Origin of the sequence: Pseudoalteromonas sp. CuT4-3, from assembly GCF_035666335.1 — a bacterium.
Taxonomy (GTDB): Bacteria; Pseudomonadota; Gammaproteobacteria; order Enterobacterales; family Alteromonadaceae; genus Pseudoalteromonas; species Pseudoalteromonas atlantica.
Window position 1 is genome coordinate 212,944 of the sequence record NZ_CP142031.1, and the last position, 16,232, is coordinate 229,175.

Sequence of the window (16,232 nt, forward strand, 5' to 3'; positions counted from 1 at the left end):
CCTGCATTTGTTACTTCATAATATAAGGAGTTACTATGTCAGAGGCCAGTATTGTGGATATAACCCCATTTTTAGCAAAGCACCAATTGCCTTTAAAGTATCAGTACCTTAGTGAGCAATTTTTTATCCCGCTTGCACACGATATTCTAGAATCAAAAAAAAATAACACCCCTATTTTTGTCGCCATAAATGGATGCCAAGGCTCAGGAAAAACCACCCTCGCAGATTTTTTAGTTACTTGGTTTAGTAACAACACGCCGTTTACCAGTGTCGCGCTTTCTATTGATGATTTTTACTTATCTAAAGCACACCGCCAAGGACTTGCCAAAGACGTACACCCATTATTTGCCACCCGCGGTGTGCCTGGCACCCACGATGTAGGGTTAATGAATACCACCATAAGCAGGTTACTTGCAAAAGAGGTTGGCGTACCTTTGCCTAAATTTGACAAGCATCACGACGATTGCAGCCCCGAGCAAACATGGCAATGTAACAATAAACCCATTGATATTATTATTTTAGAAGGCTGGTGCGTAGGTAGTGAGCCACAACCGTTATTTTCTTTAAGTGAGCCTATAAACGAGTTAGAAACACAGCACGATAAAGAAGGCGTGTGGCGTCGTTGTGTAAACAGTTGCCTAGCAAATGAATACAAAAGTGTGTTTAGTAAAATAGATTACACGGTGATGCTCAAAGCGCCGAGCTTTGAAGATGTATTTAAGTGGCGACAAGAGCAAGAGCAAAAGCTTATTGCCGCTAAAGGCGAGGGCGATGGCACCATGAGTGATGAGCAACTGGTGCACTTTATTTCTCATTTTGAGCGTATTACTCGCGAAAACTTAAACACCCTAAGCGCTAAAGCTAATGCCCTTATAGAGCTTGATAGTAATCGCGATATTAGTGCTATGAACTTAACCAGCGACGATACGCTGCAACCTATTATATTTACCGACCTAGATGGCACGTTACTCGATCACGCCGATTACAACACTAAAAATATCAGTAGCTTGCTGCAAGATTTACAAGCAGCCCACATTCCTGTGGTGTTTAATACGAGTAAAACATTTTGCGAAGTGGTTGAACTTAAAAACGAGCTTAATATTCAACAGCCTTTTATTGTTGAAAATGGCGCGGCGGCTTATTTACCCGTAGATTATTTTGAGCTTAAACCCATTGGCTGCACGCAAGTAGGGGCGTATTGGTGTTATGCATTTGCATCACCCTTATCTAACTTACTTAGTGATTTAGACTCCTTAAGCAGCGAATATAAATCGCATTATAAGTTATTTAGTGATTTGTCGAGCGAGCAAATATCATCCCTCACCGGGCTTGATGAAGCGCATGCAAGGCGCGCTCAAACACGCGATTTTTCAGACCCACTTTATTGGCACGGAAGCGATGAATTACTTAATGCGTTTGTAAACGATGTTAAAGCACTCGGCTACGAAATAAAAATAGGCGGGCGGTTTATACATATTGCTAAAAACACCGATAAAAGCGCTGCACAGCAGTGGTTAGTTAAACAAATTTCACAACATTTTAGAAAGCCTCTCACGGTAATTGCACTAGGTGATAGTGACAACGATAAGCAGATGCTAGAGCAAGCTGATATCGCCATTATCATACATAACCCAAGCAGTAAAAAGCCGGTTAAGTTAACACATAACAAGGCGCGTTATTCGCAATCGCCCGCTCCACTGGGTTGGATTGAAGAAATAACCACATTGCCTTGTATTAGCAGCATTTTAAATACTATTGAGGAGCGAAAATCACATGGCTGATTTTTATCAAAATGGCATCATCACAACCTTACATAATATCGCCGATAGACCGGTAGAAGCGCTTGAAGAAGAGCTAATTAGTTTTAGTAAGCAACGGCCAATGGGGTTAATACTCCCTTCGTTGTTTAGTGAGCTTGAAGGCCCAGCGCTGCAAAACATTGTAAAAGAACTCAGAGAGGTTCCTTATTTATCGCAAATTACCATAGGTTTAGACAGGGCAGACGAATCACAATACCGCCATGCTTTAGGCTTTTTTAAAGAGCTTAACCAAAACCACAAAGTGCTTTGGAACGATGGTCCTCGTTTGCAAGCGCTTGATAAAGAATTACAAGAGCTAGGCGTTGCACCGCGTGAGCTTGGTAAAGGCAGAAATGTGTGGTATTGCATGGGTTACAAATTGGCCACCTCAGAGGTAGAGTCGATAGCCCTGCACGACTGCGATATTTTAACTTACGACAGAGGTTTGTTAGCGCGCTTAATTTACCCTGTAGCGCACCCTCGTTTTAATTATGAATTCTGTAAAGGCTTTTACCCACGTACTGCAAACGGCAAAATTAATGGCCGAGTATCGCGCTTATTAGTAACGCCGTTATTACGCTCGTTCAAAACTATTTTAGGCAATACCGACTACCTAGAATATATGGATACCTTTAGATACCCGTTAGCAGGGGAGTTTTCGTTTAGACGTGATGTGCTAAACGATATTCGTATCCCGAGTGATTGGGGCCTTGAAATTGGCGTACTCAGTGAAATGTACCGTAATTATTCGCATAATCGCTTATGCCAAGTGGATATTGCTGATAATTACGATCATAAGCACCAGGAACTTTCTCTTGATGACCAAAACGCCGGTTTATCTAAAATGTCGATAGATATAACCAAGGCACTATTTAGAAAATTAGCCACTCAAGGGGTTACTTTTACCAGCGAAACAATTCGTTCTTTAAAAGCAACTTACTACCGTATTGGTTTAGACTTTATAGAAACGTATCATAACGATGCACTGATGAATGGTTTAACCTTAGATGTGCACCAAGAGGAAAAGGCCGTAGAAATGTTCGCCAAAAATGTTATGGAAGCAGGTCAGCACTTTTTAGAAAACCCAATGGAAGCGCCATTTGTGCCAAGTTGGAACCGTGTTGTATCAGCCATGCCAGATGTTTTTGAGCGCTTAAGAGAAGCGGTTGATCTTGATAATAAAGAATTTAGTGAATAAATAAAACAATAATAAGGGGCGCGTGTGAATACAGTAAGTGAATTATTTTTACAGCGGGTAGAGCAACATCTACATATTATTTATAAAGATGTTGAACTGCCCTTAAGTATTACAGAGCTGGCTGGGCAGCTTATAACTATAATTTTAGGCGACAGCCCGCTGCGCGACCCTACACCCCATACTAACCGTTGGGACGAGCAAGATATTATATTAATAGCCTATGGCGACTCTATTATTAAGCACGATGAGGGAGATCAAGCTGTTGCAAAACCTGTAGAAGCACCGCTTAAAACCTTGCACCGGTTTATAAAAGAGCAGTGCGATATGCAGCTTAATGCTTTGCATATATTGCCATTTTACCCGTATAGCTCTGATGAAGGCTTTGCGGTAATGAACTACGTGCAAGTAAATGAATCGCTAGGGGATTGGCAAGATATAAAAAATATTGCCAAAGATGTAAAGCTAATGGCAGATTTAGTGATTAATCACTGCTCTAGCCGAAGTGTATGGTTTGAAAACTTTTTAAACGATTTAGACCCCGGCAAAGATTACTTTAAAACGGCAAGTTTAACCGATGATTTAAGTAACGTAGTACGCCCACGTACGTCACCGCTATTAAATACGGTAACCACACCAAGCGGCGAAAAACATGTATGGTGTACGTTTAGCCACGACCAAGTTGATTTTGATTTTGGTAACCCGGAAGTTTTAAAAGAATTTATAAGCATTATTCGCCATTATTTAGATAACGGCGTACGTTTGTTTAGGCTAGATGCGGTTGCATTTTTATGGAAGCAGCTCAATACAAATTGCATTAATTTACCGCAAACGCATGAAGCAGTTAGGCTTATTCGCACCCTAATAGAGCATACTGAGCCAAGCGTTGTCATAATTACCGAAACAAACATACCAAACCAAGAAAACCTCTCTTACTTTGGTAACGCCAACGAAGCCCACAGTATTTATAACTTTGCCTTACCGCCCTTATTACTGCATACATTACTCAGTGGAGATAGCACAGCCATTAAGCATTGGATGATGAGTATGCCGCCTGCGCAAAACGGCACCACATACTTTAACTTTATTGCCTCGCACGATGGCATTGGACTTAGGCCAATAGAAGGTTTGTTACAGCCAAGCGAAGTGGCGTCATTGGTGAGTACGTCTATGCAGTTTGGCGGGCGTGTATCAATGCGCACCAGTAACGATGGTACGCACACACCGTATGAACTAAATATTGCACTTTTTGATGCATTACAAGGCACGCACAATGGGCAAGATAAGTTTGGCCTTGAGCGATTTATGTGTGCACACGCCATTATGTTTGCGCTTGAAGGGATCCCCGGGCTTTATATTCATAGCTTGCTTGGCACAACGAACGATTACGAACGCTTTGAAAACTCACAGCATAACCGTGCAATTAACCGTCATCGTTGGCAAGAGTCAAAACTATTATCGGCTTTAGGTGATAAATATAGCCATCATCACAAAGTGTTTAATGGTATTAAGCATTTATTAGGTATTCGAAAAAAACAAAGCGCATTTCATCCTAATGCCACGCAATTTACGCTGCACTTAGCGGGGGGGTTATTTGGTTTTTGGCGGCAAAGTATAGACAGGCGCCAAAGTATATTTTGCGTTTACAACATAAGTGATAAACCACAAGTACTTACCCTTGCAGATTTAAATTTAATTAACACCCAGCAGTGGTTTGATTTAGTGGCTAATGAAACAATTACCGAGGACCAACTCACTATAGAGTTAGAGCCATATCAAAGTGTATGGTTAAGTAATATTAAATAAAGTGCAGTAATACCAATTTGCAAAATAGCTCACCTAATTAAGCGCATTGGTATAAAAAGGCTCGCAGTGCGAGCCTTTAACTTAATTAATAAACGTTGTTACTAATTATAAGCTGTAGCTTAAGTTAATGTAGCCAAAGCGGCCAATGTTATCGTAACTTGCGCTGTTTTCGCCTGTCCCGCGTGTACCGTACGGAAGTTTACGATTAAATAGGTTATCAACACCTACTTTAACGCCTAAGCCGCTATCGAAGTTGTAACCCACAGTCATATCAGTAATAAAGTATTTACCGTAAGACATTTGGTTACTTGGGTTCGAGTTACTCGCAAGCTCTACATTTGTGTATAAATCAACTTCGCTGATAAAGCGTGTTTCAACCGTTGAATAAAAGTTATCCATTACCGTTTTATTATTTGTTTATTGTAAAGCCCCTTTACAGTTATCTAGCTTCCTATGCACCTTGAGTTACTTTATTACGTAAACTTGATACACTTATACTGTTTTTTATAAATAGGTTTTACCATGAAGTTTTTAGTTTTAATTTTTACTTTTGTATTTAGTACTGCGGCCATTTCAGAGCAAGAAGTTGATCTCGAAGTTAATATGAAAAATACTGGCCTTGCTTATAAAAATGCGGTGCAATCAGTAGGTATAGGTGGCTTTAATACCGCCATAGATAAGTTTATTACTTTGGTTGAAACCAGTAAAAAAGCGACCTTTCATAAAGAAGCACAAATGTCGCTACAAGGGCTAGATAAAGTTATTGCGCAAGCAAAGTTGGCAAAAAAATTAGCGAATGAGCGCGGGCTTGATGCAGCAAAGCCAGCCCTTAAAAATATAGATGATTTACGCAAGAAGTATCATGAATTGCACGAGCCTCCAGGTTTTTTTGACTTATTATTTGGTAATTAACCTCAGCTTTTTTGTAAATTAATGTCGAGCAGTTATTTCAGCGCTACCTACGCTAACTTTTTCGCAGTAGCGCATTATTGATTCGCAGGTTTGTGATGTTTTAATAAAATGTATAGCTGCAGATTAAAAATTTTGAATGCTCATTTTTCAATATTTTAGTAAAGCTCTTATCTAGGGTGCAGATTAATTAAGGAATAGTAATGGAAATTTCAGTGTCATTGTTAGAGGGTCAAAAACAAAGTGCAAAATTTGGCGACCTTGAAGTAATAAGCGATCAAAGTATTAATGCTGGTGGCGGTGCCGAACACCCAGAACCGTTTGACTACTTCTTAGTAAGCATGGTGCTATGTGCTGGGTTTTATGCACGTAAATTTTGTGAGCAACGCGATATCTCTACACAAGGGATGACGCTTACGCAAAATAATGAAAACGTAGATGAAGAAGGTAAAAAATTATTTTCTATCGAAATTAATTTACCAGATGGCTTTCCTCAAAAATATAAAAAAGCACTTATTGCTGCGGTTAATACGTGTACTGTTAAAAAAGTGATTCAGGCCCAACCTGAGTTTTCTGTAGTTGTTAAATAAAAAATACGGGTAAACATGGTTCGTTTACCCGTATACTTCACGGGATTAGTGTTACTTTTTCTTCATTCCTTGTACTGCTTTAAAACGTGGATTGTCTTTACATATTACAAAAACACGTCCTTTTCGCTTCACTATTTGACATCCTGGTCGTTGCTTAGCGCTTTTAAGCGAGCTTAATACTTTCATTACTCACCTTTTTTGGCAGTAGATAAGTTTTTAAAGCGACGGTTAAACTGCGCGACACGGCCGTCACTAGCCACTGTTTTTTGCTTACCAGTATAAAATGGGTGCGAGTCGCTAGACACATCAATAGGCACATACGGATACGTTTTCCCTTCAAGCTCAATAGTGCGGTCTGTTTTAATGGTTGAGCCAATAATGAAGTAGCTATCGGCAGCTGTATCGTGAAAAGCAACCACGTTGTAATCTGGATGGATATTTGGTTTCATAATACGCCTCAATTTGTTATGTGATAATATAACTATAGGTTATCGCGTTTACGGTATTTGTGCAAATGATTTTTACTCTCATTTACTGACGTTTTTGCTGGCTAATTGCGCAAACAATTCAAAAAATAACCACTTAAACCAAAAATACTGGCTATTAGTTTTTAGGCTGTTATAACTATATAAAAAGTGTTAACAAGAAAATTTTTACGGTTTAGAGGTAAGCTATGAGCGACGCAGCACAACAAGAACAAATAGACCAAGGGGTGATGGAAACCCTTAGAGAGCGCGATCACACAGTCTTATCTGAGCAAATTAATCCAATAGACTGTACACACAACGATATTATTGAGCTATTAGCACACTATATGGCGTTAAGTGAGCAAGATAACGACGAACTATTTGACGATTGGTTTGATAATCTAAATAAAGAACAGCACACTGTTTTAAAAGTGTTTGAGGTATACCGCGGCCAATACGAGCACCAAAATTAATACTTAGGCGCAGGTGAAACGCTCACTTAGCTGCGCCTTATTAATTAACCACCAACTTGAGCTTTGGATAATAAAATTATCTCAAGCTGCTAATTTGTTTTGTTTTCACTTAAAATTTTTAGCTAGCGAAAGCAAACTTAAATATTTTAACGCCAGCTCAGATTAATGAATGCAATTATAATCAGAGAGTTAAGGCGTTTTCATACAGTTTTTGTCTGCATAGGGCGGGGCTAAACTGACATCAGGGTTCCAAATTCTATCCCACACTTTACTTAGGCTACTTAAATTTGAGCGCTGATTTAGTTTTTCAAAGTTGCTAACCTGTACTCCTTTGTTGGTTTTTTCTCCAACTGCAAAATTAAATACGTAATAACACTCCATGCCCATACGTAAGTCGGTTAAAACAATTTTATTTTGCTGCTCTTTCACGCTATAAAAACCTTTAGTAAACCATTGTAAGCGTTGTACGCCCCATTCATTTTTAATTTCGTTTAGCAGAGCGGGGCTTGTGTTATAGTGGTTTATTGTAACCTCTTCAGGGGAGTCAAATACCGAGGCATAACTTATGTAATATTGCCCATCAGACATTGCAACAACTCGCCATAGCAAGGTTGTAAGCGGGGCGGGGGTGCTTACATAGTTATTAATGTGTATGTGTTTATGTGCAAACGCGGCGTCTATTTTATTGTTAATTATTACTTTTAAAATAAGAGAGCTACATAAATAAAGGCTACTGAGCACAAGCATAGCGGCATTAATTTTATAAATGCGCGGTGTGTGTATTTTAGGTATTAAAGTGCACAGAAAGGCCAACAATAACGGCAAGGTGTACAGGGGGTCAATTATAAATATATTTGAAATAGCAAAAGGGTGCTCGCTAAGCGGCCATATTAATTTCGTACCATATACTGTAAAGCTATCAAGTAATGCATGGGTCGATAAACATAAAAATACCAGCCAAAACCAGCGCGCCTTATGTATTTGCATGCCGGAGTGTATTTTTAAAATAAGCCAAACAATAAGGGGGCTAATTAATAAGTGCACAATAAACGAATGGCTAAAACCGGGATGATAAGTAAATGCCTCCACTGGCCCGCCATAAGGAATAAAAACATCTAAGTCGGGTAAAGTACCTAAAGCAGCACCCCATAAAGCGGCTTTTCGGCCAATTTTATTACCTAATACGGCGTAACCTACTGCGCTACCCAAAACTACCTGCGTTAACGAGTCCATTTTATTCCTTTTTATTTAGGGTGTTAGTTGTGCTGCCCTTGGGCTTAAAACCAATCCACAATAATATTTAATCATATTGCGGGGCTAAACGTGTCGCTACCTGCGTTAAAAATTTTCATTTACGACTGCATGGATGCAAAAGGTAGAGCAATGCAGGAGCAATTGCCGAGAACAACGAAATAGCCAATTTTTTGCTTAGCTATCAACACGTTTTTCCAGCCACAATATAGATTACTTAATTAAGCGTTTGGTATAAAACGTCGCTTACAATTTCAGCAGTGGTTTTATAAAATCTAAAAAAGCCATTATACGCGACGATACAGCACTGTTTTTGTAATACACCGCTTGCACAATTTCGCGGTTGTTTGGCGTGCTGATACTCCCTGGCAGTATTTCTATTAACTTGCCTGATTTTAAATCATCACCAATCATAAAGTGCGAAAGCAGCGCCACCCCTTGGTTTGCCAAGCATAGCTGGCGGACAGTTTCGCCGCTACTGGCGGTTAAGCCAAAATTTAAAGCTATGGGCGATTTTAGCGGCCAGTTATTAAGTTTGGGCGAGTCGGTAAAACCAATGAGTTTATGCTGAGTTAAGTCGCTGGTGTGCGAAATAGTCGGTGTATGTTTAAGGTAACTAGGGCTTGCAACTAAATGCAATTTACTTACGCCGAGCTTTTTTGCATGTAGGTTGGAGTCTTTTAACTCGCCTATACGAATTGCTAAGTCGGTTTTATGTTCGAGCAAATCTATAATGCTGTCGTGGGAGGTTATATCGAGCGTAATGTGGGGATATTGCGTATTAAATTCAGCAATTAAAGGTACCAATTGGTGCAGTACAAAGGGGCTTGCTGCATCAATACGTAATTTTCCACTAGGGGCTTGTTTTAAAAGCTTTATTGCTTCTTCGCCGGTTTGTAAGGTGTTTAAGCCATCGCGAGCATATTTAATAAAGGTATGGCCCTCTTCGGTTAGCTCTAATCGGCGAGTGGTCCTATTTAGTAATGTACATTGTAACGTGTTTTCAAGGCGAGACACGGCCCGCGACACTTTTGCTACTTGCTGATCAAGCAAATTAGCTGCTGCTGAAAAACTTCCGCTATCTACTACCGTTAAAAACATTTCTAAGTCTTCGGTTTTTGCATGCTGAGCCATACGTGAGCACCTTACTTTTGCATTAATTACAAAAGTATTTTGTCACTAATGCTATTTTTTGCAAACACATTTTTAGTCAAACTGTAAGTCTTAACTAATAATGAGGATTTAATTATGCCATTGGCTTTGTGGGCGCTCACCTTAAGCGCATTTGCAATAGGAACAACCGAGTTCGTAATAGTGGGATTAGTGCCTACTATTGCAAACGATTTAGGCGTAAGCCTACCTTCAGCGGGTTTGCTAGTTAGTTTATATGCAGTAGGGGTTGCCATTGGTGCACCAGTACTGACCGCACTAACTGGGCGTTGGAACCGTAAAATTGTACTAATAAGCTTAATGGGCTTATTTGTTTTAGGTAACTTACTTGCATGGCAAGCGCCTAGTTACGAAACATTAATACTAGCGCGTATTTTAACAGGCTTGGCTCACGGGGTATTTTTCTCAATTGGCTCAATGATTGCCACAAGCTTAGTAAGTAAAGATAAAGAAGCCAGTGCTATTGCTATTATGTTTACCGGACTTACTGTAGCGCTAGTGACGGGTGTGCCGCTAGGCACTTGGATTGGCCAACACTTTGGCTGGCGAGCAACGTTTTTAGTGGTGTCGGTACTGGGTTTAATCGCTTTAATTGGCAGCGCTATTTTAGTACCAAAAAACTTAAAACAGTCTATTCCGGCAACGTTTAAAGAGCAGCTTCAGGTTATTGTTAAGCCACGCTTATTACTCGTATATTTAATGACAATTTTAGGTTACGGCGGCACGTTCACTGCGTTTACTTACTTAGCACCTATTCTAGAGCAAGAAACAGGTTTTGCTCCTTCAGCGATTGGTTTAATCATGCTGGTTTACGGTGTATCGGTAGCCATTGGTAATATTTGGGGCGGAAAACTGGCTGATAAACGCGGCCCAATTAGCGCACTGAGTATTATATTTAGCGCGCTGACAATTATTTTATTGGCTTTTACTTTTACGATGGAATCAAAAGTAGCGGCCGTACTGACTATTCTAGTTTGGGGTGCATTTGCGTTTGGTAACGTACCAGGCTTACAGCTTTATGTCGTAAAACAGGCGCAAAAGCATACTCCTAATGCGGTAGATGTCGCATCGGGCTTAAACATAGCAGCGTTTAATATTGGTATCGCACTGGGCTCAATTATTGGTGGCAGTGTAGTAGAGGGCATGTCACTTCAAGATACCGCTTGGATTGGCGCAGCAATTTGTGCTCTAGCATTAGTAGTAACTCGTTACAGTGGCATGCTTGATAAGCGAGAAGTGAAACAAGCATAAAGTATTCTGTTAAGGTTGAAACTTAAATTTATGACCTCATTACCTGTATTGAGGTCATAAATTTTTAGGTGACAACACAAAAGAAGTAAAAGGTGTATTTCGTAAAACTTTAAACAGTTTGTATTTTTAACCGATTATTTTATAAGGATAGAGCCATGACACAACGTGTAATAGAAATGCCAGATTTAGGCATGGGAACATTCCGTTTAGAAGGCGATACCGCCTACAATTCAGTAAAAATGGCGTTAGAAGTGGGGTTTCGTCACATTGATACTGCGCAAATTTATGGTAACGAAGAGCAAGTAGGCCAAGCCATAAAAGATAGTAACATTCCGCGCAGCGAAATATTTTTAACCACCAAAGTGTGGAACAATAAGCTTAACAAAACTGACTTTATTGCCAGCGTTGAAAAGTCACTTGAGAAATTACAAGTAGACTCTGTCGATCTACTGCTTATTCATTGGCCAGCGCCTTCAAATGATGAACCAATGAGTGAGTACCTAACGGAGCTTTTAAAAGCTAAGCAGCTTGGTTTAACAAAACATATTGGCGTATCTAATTTTACTATTGCCAACTTAAACGAAGCAATGCAAACACTTGATTCGCGTGAAATATTTACTAACCAAGTTGAGGTGCATCCGTATTTAACCAATACTAAGCTACGCGCTTTCTGTGCCCAGCACGACATTCACGTTACAGCGTATATGCCATTTGTAGTTGGTAAAGTACTTAAAGATCAAACTATTATTGATATTGCTAATAAGCATGAGGCATCGCCAGCGCAAGTAGTTATTGCATGGATTAATGCCAACGGCATGACCACTATTCCATCGTCAACTAAGCGTAAAAACTTAGAAGATAACTTTAATGACCATGTTAAATTAGACGCTGAAGACATTGCTCGTATTGACGGACTTGATTGTGGCGACCGCCAAGCAACGCCTGATTTTGCGCCGCAGTGGGATCAGTAATAAAATACGCAAAACAACATTAGGTGTAGCAAAGCTGCACCTTTATTTTTTTAAAAGGACTCCGTATGTTAACGGTAATTGCCACTATAGCGAGCAAAAATATCGACGCAGAGGTTGTTTTAACTGCGCTCGAAAATCTGCAAAAGTATTCACGTCAAGAAGTGGGTTGTTTGCGTTACGAGTTGTCGGTTAAACGTGACTCAGACAATACCGAGTACCTTGTAAGTGAGCAGTGGGCGTCGCAAGAACACTTTGAAGCTCATAAACAAGAGCCTCACTACAAAGCATTTGGTACCCAAGTTACCGGGCTTGTAACAAGCAGTAATATTGATGTGTACAACACCATCGGCTAGTAAAAGCACTCTTAATATTAGTTAATGAGTAAAATACAGTGGCGGCGTAAACATACATCGCCATTTGCGTTGCTTAGTCTTTTAAATACCCACCTCGTATTAAAACCTCAGCCATTTTATTTAATCGATAAATCGTACTTTAAAATAAGTGCATCTATGTAACGGGCACGTAATGTGTGTTGTTTTTCGTGATCGGCGCCGTGGCCTAATGCTTTATTGAGTAATTTCATCGCGGGGTGAAGCTGCGTACGCTCTTGTTGGTTCAAACTTCCTTTAGTGCGCAATTCAGTAATATCGTCTACCAGCAAGCGGCCTATATCCACACATACTATTTCGTCAATTAAACCGTTTTGTGTCAGTACGCCGTATTTGCTGCATAAAAACTGTTGCCACACTTGCTGTAAATGCTCGTCTATTTCGCAGCCAAATAATTCTTCATTAAAACTAAAACCTTGTTGGGCAAGTTTACTCAGGCTTGCCGTGTACTGCTGCGCAAAGTAATTAAAGGCATTACTAGAGGATTCAATTTTTTGTTTTATTAGCCCTTGCCCCCAATTTACACAGCCGCGCGGGTAATAGTCATCGTACTCTTCACATTCATACAAACCAGAATACGAGCTGCAACTTAATTGGCTTTTTATACAATAACTTGGTTTAGGGAAAATACTTTGCTGCTGCCATGTATCTAGTTGCTCGGCATCAATATTTAAAGCATGGCAAAGCTCATCGGTGTTATAAAAATGAGTGGCTAAGTAGTCAGATAAACGCATAATGGCTCGCTTAAAGTTAAAAATACAAATACTGTTTAAATGTACAGTAGTTGTATTTTGTATTATCAAACTAAATAACACAAGCCATTTTACGTTTATTATTTGCTTAGGCCTGCAAAAATGCGTGCAAGTATGTTACAAATAGCGCAAGTTTTATAAATAATGAATTTTTATGCGCACCCTAGAACAAATTAAACAAGCAAGCTTAATTACCGCCATTAAAACCCCATACTTAGCGAATGGTGAAATAGATTTAGCAAAGTACGATGAACTCGTTGAAATACAAATTGCAGCGGGTGTAGATGGCATTGTGGTTGGTGGTACAACCGGCGAAGGCCAGCTAATGAACTGGGAAGAGCATTTAATGCTTATCGCGCACAGTGCAAATAAATATGGCGATAAGCTGGTGATTGTAGGGAATACGGGTAGCAATAATACCCGCGAAGCTATTAAAGCCACTAAGTATGGCTTTGCAAGTGGTATGCATGCCGCGCTGCAAATTAACCCATACTATGGCCGCACCTCTATTGCCGGTGTTAACGAGCACTTTAAACGTGTACTGGATATTGGCCCTGCGTTTATTTACAACGTAGCAGGGCGCACAGGGCAAGATTTAACCCCTGATATTATTGAGCCATTAGCAAAACACCCTAATTTAATTGGTGTAAAAGAATGTGGTGGTAACGAGCGTATTGCCCATTACGAACAGCAAGGCATTGCGTGTTGGTCAGGTAACGATGACGAAGCACACGATGCACGGCACACACACAATGCACACGGTGTTATATCGGTCACATCTAATCTTATACCAGGGTTGTTCCGCCAGTTAATGGATACTAAAAATGATGCGTTAAATACCTCATTACAACCTTTAATGAACTGGCTATTCTGCGAGCCAAACCCGATTGCAATAAACACTGCAATGATGATGACAGGCGCGGTAAATCCCGTATTTAGATTACCGTATGTGCCACTGAGCGATGAGCAACAAGCACAAGGCGAGGCCTTAATAAACGAGCTTAACGTTGATGATATTGTGGGCAATAAAGCTAAGTGTATAAAACAAAGTGATATTGCTTTGCTTTCTTAGGTTATATGAGCCAGCGCTGAACGGTTAGTAAGTGCTGGCATTTATTTAATGAATATTTTACTTTTATTGCTAATATCGGTAAAATTCTCGCCCCCTTACTTACTAAATAACGTTTATTTGTGAAATTTGTTGTTGAACAACTCGCTACATGGATTAAGCCTGAACAGCGACAAAGCCCCTCTGAGAATTGGTACGACTCATCACCAATTACATTAAGTTGGGTACCTGCAATGCAGCGCAGAAGAATGACACCATTTGTAAAAATGGTTTTACATACTGCGCACCAGGTTACAAATGATAAAGGGTATGAAAACATGCCTGTTGTTTTTTCATCACGCCATGGCGATTTCCATAAAACAGCTAATTTATTAGGAGAGCTTGGTGAGAAACAACCTCTATCTCCGACAGGCTTTGGTTTAAGTGTGCACAACGCTGCGATTGGTATGTATAGCATTATTAGCGGTAACACCCAACCTATGAACGCTATCGCAGCGGGTAAGGATAGCTTTGCTTGCGCTTTGATTGAAGCATATATAAAGTTGGTTGAGTATAAACAACCACATATATTACTTGTGCATACAGATGAGTCACTCCCAGAGCCGTACACAACATTTGTAGATGAGGCACAAATAACACATTCTATTGCGTTAGTTATACGTTTAGCTACAGAAAAAGAAGCTCATTTTAGTTTAACTAAACAAGCCACTAACAATAGCGAACAAACAACTACTCCTTTAAGTTTAGAGTTTGCTAAAGCAATGTTTAACAAACAAAGCGCCAGTGCTAATGGTTGGTTGTTAACACACTATGCTTAATACAATAATAAGAGTAATAGGCCTTGTTTGGCGCATTATAGCCACTGGCCTTTGTTTTAGTGTATTTGGTTTAGGTGGGCTATTTTTAGCCTTACTACTATTCCCCGTTCAACGTTTATTTCAACGCTGTCCTGTAAAGCAAAAAGAAAATGCGCGTACGGTAGTGCATTATAGCTTTAAATTTTTTGTCGCTTTAATGCATTACACTGGTGCTATCCGTTTTCATATTAAAGATAAAGCCCATTTAGCTAATTTGAAAGGCGAGCTTGTTTTGGCTAATCACCCATCACTTATTGATGTTGTGGTACTTATATCGGTTATTAAAAATGTTGATTGCGTTGTAAAAGCACACCTTTTTACAAACCCTTTTATGCGTGGTGTGATAAAAAGTACAGGTTATATAAGCAATGAAGCCCCTCAAGAATTATTAAAAGAATGCGAGCAAACACTAAAAAGAGGGAATAACTTAATTGTTTTTCCTGAGGGAACACGTTCAGTACCTCATAATTCGCTTAAATTTAAAAGAGGGGCTGCAAATATAGCCCTTAGATGTCATGCCCCTATAACGACCGTATTGATTAAAATGAAACCTAATACGTTAACTAAAGGGACGCCTTGGTACAAAGTAGCCCCATACCAAGCGCATTTTTCTATGCAACTAGCACCACATTCTTTCAAAAGCGATATTATTTATACAAGCGACGTACCTGCAATACAGTCCCGCCAGCTTACGAAAGGCTTACAACAATACTTTACAAAAGAGCTTAGCTATATATGAGTGAATTAAAACAACAAATTAAACAATTGATTATTTCGAGCCTAGATCTTGAAGATATGACCACTGCCGATATAAAAGACGACGAGCCTTTATTTGTAGATGGTTTAGGGCTAGATAGCATTGATGCGCTAGAGCTCGGGCTTGCTATCAAAAAAGAATTCGACGTAAAAATTGATGCAAATTCAGAACAAACTAAAGCGCATTTTGCGAGTGTTAACTCTTTAGCGCAATTTATAGAACAATCACGTACTTAATTAATACACACTAGGAATAATAATGAAAACCGCTGCTGAAATTTATGATGTATTACACGGCATTTTAGAAAATGAATTTGAAATAGATGCTGAAGATATCTCTTTAGAAGCTAACCTGTACGAAGATTTAGACTTAGACAGTATTGACGCTGTAGATTTAGTTGTTAAGTTACGTGAAATTACAGGTAAGAAAATTGAGCCTGACGCATTTAAACAAGTTCGCACTGTGCAAGATGTTGTATCTGAAATAGAAAAGCTCGTTAAATAAGTATGTTTAAGGCATTTTTAAC

19 protein-coding genes and 1 pseudogene are annotated in these 16,232 nt (G+C 39.5%); 14 read left to right on the forward strand and 6 right to left on the reverse strand.

The annotated features are described in order from the left end of the window. Nucleotides 1–35: 35 nt before the first annotated feature. The 3 genes from VOI46_RS17865 to VOI46_RS17875 are packed head-to-tail and all read left to right on the forward strand — an operon-like array spanning nucleotide 36 to nucleotide 4,800. Nucleotides 36–1,781, forward strand: a complete 1,746-nt coding sequence (locus VOI46_RS17865) for an HAD-IIB family hydrolase (RefSeq protein ID WP_282337364.1) — start codon at nucleotides 36–38, stop codon at nucleotides 1,779–1,781. Then, on the forward strand, nucleotides 1,774–2,997 hold the full coding sequence (locus tag VOI46_RS17870) for a glycosyl transferase (RefSeq protein ID WP_248450319.1): 1,224 nt from the start codon (nucleotides 1,774–1,776) through the stop codon (nucleotides 2,995–2,997). The genes VOI46_RS17865 and VOI46_RS17870 overlap by 8 nt, the downstream gene beginning before the upstream one ends. 24 nt (nucleotides 2,998–3,021) lie before the next feature. After that, entirely contained in the window at nucleotides 3,022–4,800 is a 1,779-nt protein-coding gene (locus VOI46_RS17875) for a sugar phosphorylase (RefSeq protein ID WP_282337365.1), read from the forward strand. Between the two features lie 105 nt (nucleotides 4,801–4,905). Here VOI46_RS17875 and VOI46_RS17880 read toward each other — a convergent pair. Beyond that, a pseudogene (locus VOI46_RS17880) lies at nucleotides 4,906–5,199 on the reverse strand (TonB-dependent receptor); the annotation flags it as partial. 123 nt (nucleotides 5,200–5,322) lie between these two features. Between VOI46_RS17880 and VOI46_RS17885 the strand changes: the two are divergent. Both VOI46_RS17885 and VOI46_RS17890 read left to right on the forward strand, forming a co-directional pair. Next, on the forward strand, nucleotides 5,323–5,712 hold the full coding sequence (locus VOI46_RS17885) for a cytochrome b562 (RefSeq protein ID WP_004586491.1): 390 nt from the start codon (nucleotides 5,323–5,325) through the stop codon (nucleotides 5,710–5,712). A gap of 200 nt (nucleotides 5,713–5,912) precedes the next feature. After that, nucleotides 5,913–6,299, forward strand: coding sequence for an OsmC family protein (locus VOI46_RS17890; RefSeq protein WP_004586490.1), 387 nt, complete (start codon nucleotides 5,913–5,915; stop codon nucleotides 6,297–6,299). Nucleotides 6,300–6,350: 51 nt separating this feature from the next. Here VOI46_RS17890 and ykgO read toward each other — a convergent pair whose 3' ends face one another. Continuing rightward, a complete protein-coding gene (gene ykgO / locus VOI46_RS17895; protein ID WP_004586489.1) occupies nucleotides 6,351–6,485 on the reverse strand; it encodes a type B 50S ribosomal protein L36 in 135 nt (44 codons plus the stop codon). Then, a complete protein-coding gene (locus VOI46_RS17900) occupies nucleotides 6,485–6,748 on the reverse strand; it encodes a type B 50S ribosomal protein L31 (RefSeq protein ID WP_004586488.1) in 264 nt (87 codons plus the stop codon). The genes ykgO and VOI46_RS17900 overlap by 1 nt, the downstream gene beginning before the upstream one ends. Before the next feature lie 224 nt (nucleotides 6,749–6,972). Between VOI46_RS17900 and VOI46_RS17905 the strand changes: the two genes are divergently transcribed. Beyond that, the gene (locus VOI46_RS17905) at nucleotides 6,973–7,239 is read left to right on the forward strand and encodes a hypothetical protein (protein ID WP_004586487.1); all 267 of its coding nucleotides are present in this window, start codon (nucleotides 6,973–6,975) and stop codon (nucleotides 7,237–7,239) included. A gap of 189 nt (nucleotides 7,240–7,428) precedes the next feature. Here the strand turns inward: VOI46_RS17905 and VOI46_RS17910 are convergent, their stop codons facing one another. After that, entirely contained in the window at nucleotides 7,429–8,472 is a 1,044-nt protein-coding gene (locus VOI46_RS17910; protein WP_282337366.1) for a metal-dependent hydrolase, read from the reverse strand. Nucleotides 8,473–8,736: 264 nt separating this feature from the next. After that, a complete protein-coding gene (locus tag VOI46_RS17915) occupies nucleotides 8,737–9,624 on the reverse strand; it encodes a LysR family transcriptional regulator (RefSeq protein WP_282337367.1) in 888 nt (295 codons plus the stop codon). A gap of 114 nt (nucleotides 9,625–9,738) precedes the next feature. On the opposite strand from VOI46_RS17915, the gene VOI46_RS17920 reads away from it, so the two are divergent. The 3 genes from VOI46_RS17920 (at nucleotide 9,739) to VOI46_RS17930 (ending at nucleotide 12,235) form a co-directional block, all read left to right on the forward strand. Continuing rightward, nucleotides 9,739–10,911 carry an MFS transporter gene (locus tag VOI46_RS17920; protein WP_004586485.1) on the forward strand — a complete coding sequence of 391 codons (1,173 nt, stop codon included), beginning with the start codon at nucleotides 9,739–9,741 and terminating at the stop codon, nucleotides 10,909–10,911. Nucleotides 10,912–11,066: 155 nt separating this feature from the next. Further along, entirely contained in the window at nucleotides 11,067–11,882 is an 816-nt protein-coding gene (dkgB, locus tag VOI46_RS17925; RefSeq protein WP_004586484.1) for a 2,5-didehydrogluconate reductase DkgB, read from the forward strand. Between the two features lie 65 nt (nucleotides 11,883–11,947). After that, on the forward strand, nucleotides 11,948–12,235 hold the full coding sequence (locus tag VOI46_RS17930; protein WP_004586483.1) for a putative quinol monooxygenase: 288 nt from the start codon (nucleotides 11,948–11,950) through the stop codon (nucleotides 12,233–12,235). Between the two features lie 116 nt (nucleotides 12,236–12,351). Here the strand turns inward: VOI46_RS17930 and VOI46_RS17935 are convergent, their stop codons facing one another. Continuing rightward, entirely contained in the window at nucleotides 12,352–13,005 is a 654-nt protein-coding gene (locus tag VOI46_RS17935) for a DUF6058 family natural product biosynthesis protein (protein WP_064387197.1), read from the reverse strand. Nucleotides 13,006–13,177: 172 nt separating this feature from the next. Here VOI46_RS17935 and dapA point away from each other — a divergent pair, with 172 nt between their 5' ends. The 5 genes from dapA to VOI46_RS17960 all read left to right on the forward strand — a co-directional run bounded on the left by dapA (nucleotide 13,178) and on the right by VOI46_RS17960 (nucleotide 16,210). After that, nucleotides 13,178–14,095 (forward strand): 4-hydroxy-tetrahydrodipicolinate synthase, encoded by a 918-nt coding sequence (dapA, locus tag VOI46_RS17940; protein WP_004586481.1) that lies wholly within the window; start codon nucleotides 13,178–13,180, stop codon nucleotides 14,093–14,095. A gap of 119 nt (nucleotides 14,096–14,214) precedes the next feature. Next, a complete protein-coding gene (locus VOI46_RS17945; protein WP_004586480.1) occupies nucleotides 14,215–14,910 on the forward strand; it encodes a beta-ketoacyl synthase chain length factor in 696 nt (231 codons plus the stop codon). Continuing rightward, a complete protein-coding gene (locus VOI46_RS17950; protein ID WP_004586479.1) occupies nucleotides 14,903–15,688 on the forward strand; it encodes a lysophospholipid acyltransferase family protein in 786 nt (261 codons plus the stop codon). The genes VOI46_RS17945 and VOI46_RS17950 overlap by 8 nt, the downstream gene beginning before the upstream one ends. After that, a complete protein-coding gene (locus tag VOI46_RS17955; RefSeq protein WP_004586478.1) occupies nucleotides 15,685–15,942 on the forward strand; it encodes a phosphopantetheine-binding protein in 258 nt (85 codons plus the stop codon). The genes VOI46_RS17950 and VOI46_RS17955 overlap by 4 nt, the downstream gene beginning before the upstream one ends. Nucleotides 15,943–15,964: 22 nt before the next feature. Then, the gene (locus tag VOI46_RS17960; protein ID WP_004586477.1) at nucleotides 15,965–16,210 is read left to right on the forward strand and encodes an acyl carrier protein; all 246 of its coding nucleotides are present in this window, start codon (nucleotides 15,965–15,967) and stop codon (nucleotides 16,208–16,210) included. Nucleotides 16,211–16,232 lie beyond the last annotated feature (22 nt).

Coding starts and splice junctions, on each gene's coding strand:
- VOI46_RS17865 (WP_282337364.1), top strand. CDS start 36: ATGTCAGAGGCCAGTATTGTGGATATAACCCCATTTTTAGCAAAGCAC.
- VOI46_RS17870 (WP_248450319.1), top strand. CDS start 1,774: ATGGCTGATTTTTATCAAAATGGCATCATCACAACCTTACATAATATC.
- VOI46_RS17885 (WP_004586491.1), top strand. CDS start 5,323: ATGAAGTTTTTAGTTTTAATTTTTACTTTTGTATTTAGTACTGCGGCC.
- VOI46_RS17890 (WP_004586490.1), top strand. CDS start 5,913: ATGGAAATTTCAGTGTCATTGTTAGAGGGTCAAAAACAAAGTGCAAAA.
- ykgO (WP_004586489.1), bottom strand. CDS start 6,485: ATGAAAGTATTAAGCTCGCTTAAAAGCGCTAAGCAACGACCAGGATGT.
- VOI46_RS17900 (WP_004586488.1), bottom strand. CDS start 6,748: ATGAAACCAAATATCCATCCAGATTACAACGTGGTTGCTTTTCACGAT.
- VOI46_RS17905 (WP_004586487.1), top strand. CDS start 6,973: ATGAGCGACGCAGCACAACAAGAACAAATAGACCAAGGGGTGATGGAA.
- VOI46_RS17910 (WP_282337366.1), bottom strand. CDS start 8,472: ATGGACTCGTTAACGCAGGTAGTTTTGGGTAGCGCAGTAGGTTACGCC.
- VOI46_RS17915 (WP_282337367.1), bottom strand. CDS start 9,624: ATGGCTCAGCATGCAAAAACCGAAGACTTAGAAATGTTTTTAACGGTA.
- VOI46_RS17920 (WP_004586485.1), top strand. CDS start 9,739: ATGCCATTGGCTTTGTGGGCGCTCACCTTAAGCGCATTTGCAATAGGA.
- dkgB (WP_004586484.1), top strand. CDS start 11,067: ATGACACAACGTGTAATAGAAATGCCAGATTTAGGCATGGGAACATTC.
- VOI46_RS17930 (WP_004586483.1), top strand. CDS start 11,948: ATGTTAACGGTAATTGCCACTATAGCGAGCAAAAATATCGACGCAGAG.
- VOI46_RS17935 (WP_064387197.1), bottom strand. CDS start 13,005: ATGCGTTTATCTGACTACTTAGCCACTCATTTTTATAACACCGATGAG.
- dapA (WP_004586481.1), top strand. CDS start 13,178: ATGCGCACCCTAGAACAAATTAAACAAGCAAGCTTAATTACCGCCATT.
- VOI46_RS17950 (WP_004586479.1), top strand. CDS start 14,903: ATGCTTAATACAATAATAAGAGTAATAGGCCTTGTTTGGCGCATTATA.
- VOI46_RS17955 (WP_004586478.1), top strand. CDS start 15,685: ATGAGTGAATTAAAACAACAAATTAAACAATTGATTATTTCGAGCCTA.
- VOI46_RS17960 (WP_004586477.1), top strand. CDS start 15,965: ATGAAAACCGCTGCTGAAATTTATGATGTATTACACGGCATTTTAGAA.